Origin of the sequence: Shewanella basaltis, assembly GCF_023283885.1 — a bacterium.
Taxonomy (GTDB): domain Bacteria; phylum Pseudomonadota; class Gammaproteobacteria; order Enterobacterales; family Shewanellaceae; genus Shewanella; species Shewanella basaltis.
In genome coordinates this window covers 1-575 of sequence record NZ_JAKILA010000055.1, presented here as the reverse complement: position 1 = coordinate 575, position 575 = coordinate 1, and the positions used below count along the sequence as shown (strand labels likewise).

Genomic DNA, 575 nt, shown 5'->3' with positions numbered 1-575 from the left:
CACAGGAACGCTGCCGTTCCAGTTTTCATTTGGGGTAAAGGTGTATGAGCCATCTTCATTGATAACTAAAACGCCACCTTCTAGAGTGACTTCTGTACCGGCATCATAGGTTTCGCCGTTCACTTCAAAGCTGACAACGCTGAGATCAGAATCTGGATCACTGTCGTTATCTAATACATTGCCGGTAGCAGCGTTACCTTCAGTTACGGTTACCATGTCATTCACTGTGACGGTCGGATCATCAACTGGGGTCACACTAATGGTTAATGTCGCGGTCGCACCGGTATTGGTGGTGTAAGTGATCACAGGAACGCTGCCGTTCCAGTTTTCGTTTGGGGTAAAGGTGTATGAGCCATCTTCATTGATAACTAAAACGCCACCTTCTAGGGTCACTTCAGTACCGGCATCATAGGTGTCGCCGTTCACTTCAAAGCTGACGATGCTGAGATCTGAGTCTGGATCATTGTCGTTATCTAATACATTGCCGGTAGCAACGGTATCTTCAGCGATAGTATTACTGTCATTAACCAGTACCGACGGATCATCAACAGGGGTCACTGTGATGGTTAATGTCG

The 575-nt window shown here is 47.0% G+C and carries 1 protein-coding gene; it reads right to left on the bottom strand.

The genetic code is table 11. The annotated features are described in order from the left end of the window. A partial coding sequence (locus L2703_RS18920) for an Ig-like domain-containing protein (protein ID WP_248972569.1) occupies positions 1-575 on the bottom strand: 575 nt, incomplete at both ends.